This is a genomic window from Bradyrhizobium sp. PRIMUS42 (assembly GCF_023006515.1).
GTDB lineage: Bacteria > Pseudomonadota > Alphaproteobacteria > Rhizobiales > Xanthobacteraceae > Bradyrhizobium.
Genome location: NZ_JALBGZ010001552.1, coordinates 1 through 505 on the forward strand (window position 1 = coordinate 1; position 505 = coordinate 505).

The window sequence follows — 505 nt, forward strand, 5'->3', positions numbered from 1 at the left end:
CCCGTCAGCACGCCGATGATGAACGCGCCGGCGGCGCCGACGCCGCCCGCCTCCGTCGGCGTGAAGCGCGGCAAATAGGGCAGGCCGTAGAGGCCGCCGATGACGAACACGAACAGCAGCACCGGCGCCCAGATCTCCTTCAACCCGGCGAAGCGCTCGCGCCACGGGGTCACCTTGCCCTTTGGCAGGAAGTCGGGGCGGAAATAACCGATCAGGAAGATCGTGATCATGTACATGCTCATCGCCAGCAGGCCCGGGATGATGCCGGCGATGAAGAGCTTTCCGATGTCCTGCTCGGTGATGATGCCGTAGACCGCGAGCACGGTGGAGGGCGGCAGCATCGCGCCCAGCGTTCCGCCGGCCGCGATCACGCCGGTGGCAAAGGACTGCGGATAGCCGAAGCGGCGCATCTCGGGATAGGCCACGGCGGAGAAGGTCGCGGCGGTCGCGACCGAGGAACCGCAGATCGCTGCAAAGCCGCCGCAGGCGCCGACGGTCGCGATGC

1 protein-coding gene is annotated in these 505 nt (G+C 67.9%); it reads right to left on the reverse strand.

The genetic code is table 11. The features are described 5' to 3' along the window. The coding region (locus MOV75_RS41590) for a TRAP transporter large permease subunit (protein ID WP_247008694.1) at positions 1 to 505 on the reverse strand (505 nt) is incomplete at both ends.